Origin of the sequence: Colwellia sp. BRX10-4, assembly GCF_014077465.1 — a bacterium.
Classification (GTDB): domain Bacteria; phylum Pseudomonadota; class Gammaproteobacteria; order Enterobacterales; family Alteromonadaceae; genus Colwellia_A.
This window is the reverse complement of record NZ_JACGVZ010000074.1, coordinates 1-1,655: the sequence shown is the minus strand read 5'-3', so window position 1 is coordinate 1,655 and position 1,655 is coordinate 1. Positions and strand designations below refer to the sequence as shown.

Below are 1,655 nucleotides of genomic sequence, written 5' to 3'. Positions count from 1 at the left end.
AACCGACGTAAAACACATTGGTTACATACTCGATATCAAGCCGCGCAGCTGTGAGTGGATCATTCTTTGCCTGTGCAGCTTCTTTTAGAGTCATAGGAATAATATTAAGTGCATACACCTGTTCTAACTTCCAGTTAGACACTGCGTTATAAATCAGCCAATGCCGCGCAATACGATGTAATCTATTGAATCTGGCGTCAAGCACTTGAACTCGATAATGGTCAGCGTCTACTTGACCAGTATGCTATTCGCTCTCGTCCTCAATCTCGATAATAGCATCGGGAAATGCCTGATTCAAACATTCTAACAAGGTATCGTGCGTAGGTTTCATTGTATTTTTTCCTGCATGTTATTCTGGTTTTTTAGACCCTATGGAATAGATAAATGGTGGTGTGCGAATTAGATTTAGTATATCACTCGAATAATATTTTTCGATCGTTTGATAGGTCAGTTCGATTTTTAACCTCAATTGCGATACATGAGAATATGCAAAGAACCACTACTTTTTTACAGACATGAAAAACATCTGTTACTGGTTGATTTTTATTTGTTTTTGTATGACGAAATTTAGATGATTTGATAAATACAACCTATAATATTTAGACCATTGCTACTTAATTTTTAATGGAATAAAGCTGTTATTTTTCAACAAAAGCTCTTTCAACAACGTAGTCGCCTTGTATTCCTTTTTTAGGACTTTCTTTGAAGCCTCTTTCATCTAAAATGGCACAGGTATCTTTTAACATTGAAGGACTACCGCACAACATCACACGATCAAACTCTGGGTCAAGTTTAGCTATACCAAGGTCAAGAGATAACTTTCCCGTTCGTAATAAATCAGTTATTCGTCCTTGATTTTTATAAGGCTCTCGTGTAACACATGGATAATAAATGAGCTGTTCAGTAATCATTTCACCCAGATATTCGTGATTAGGCAGATCTTCAGTAAGTATGTTTTTATATGCCAATTCATTGGCATATCTTACGCCATGGAACAATATAACCTTTTCAAAACGTTCATAAGTTTCAGGATCTTTGATAATACTTAAAAAGGGAGCTAGCCCCGTGCCAGTACCTATTAACAATAAATTTCGACCATCGCGTAAATCATCAATAACCACGGTTCCGGTTGGTTTACTGCCGATAATAACTTCATCACCAATCGTTAAATGTTGTAATTTAGAGGTGAAAGCACCGCCTTCAACTTTAATGCTGAAAAATTCCAAATAATCTTCATGGTTTGCACTAGCGATGCTATAAGCACGTAAGATCGGCCTAGCATCATCTTGCGCTAAGCCAATAATGATATATTCCCCATTTCTAAAGCGGAGTCCTTGGCTGCGTGTGGTCTTAAAAGAAAACAGGCTATCATTCCAGTGAACAACATCGATGACTTTTTCGGGATTAAATTTCTTATTCATGTTTTATCCTATACAGTTTTATTATTTTATTTCTTTACCCGAGGCTTGAAGATCTGCATGGTAACTTGAACGTACCAAAGGGCCACACGCAGCATGAGTAAAACCAAGTCTTTTAGCGATAATACCCAGCTCATCAAACTCTTCTGGAGGTACATAGCGTTTAACCGCAAGATGATGCTTACTCGGTTGCATGTATTGCCCTAACGTTAGCATCTCTACATTATGTTTACGCAA

2 protein-coding genes and 1 pseudogene are annotated in these 1,655 nt (G+C 37.3%); all 3 read right to left on the bottom strand.

What is annotated here, in order from left to right; all coding sequences use genetic code 11:
- A partial coding sequence (locus H4J67_RS19835; RefSeq protein ID WP_310740666.1) for a hypothetical protein occupies positions 1–205 on the bottom strand: 205 nt, incomplete at its 3' end.
- A 433-nt stretch (positions 206–638) separates the two neighbouring features.
- The gene (locus H4J67_RS19830; RefSeq protein ID WP_182176399.1) at positions 639–1,421 is read right to left on the bottom strand and encodes a ferredoxin--NADP reductase; all 783 of its coding nucleotides are present in this window, start codon (positions 1,419–1,421) and stop codon (positions 639–641) included.
- A 21-nt stretch (positions 1,422–1,442) separates the two neighbouring features.
- Positions 1,443–1,655: pseudogene (locus tag H4J67_RS19825) on the bottom strand (lipoyl synthase); the annotation flags it as partial.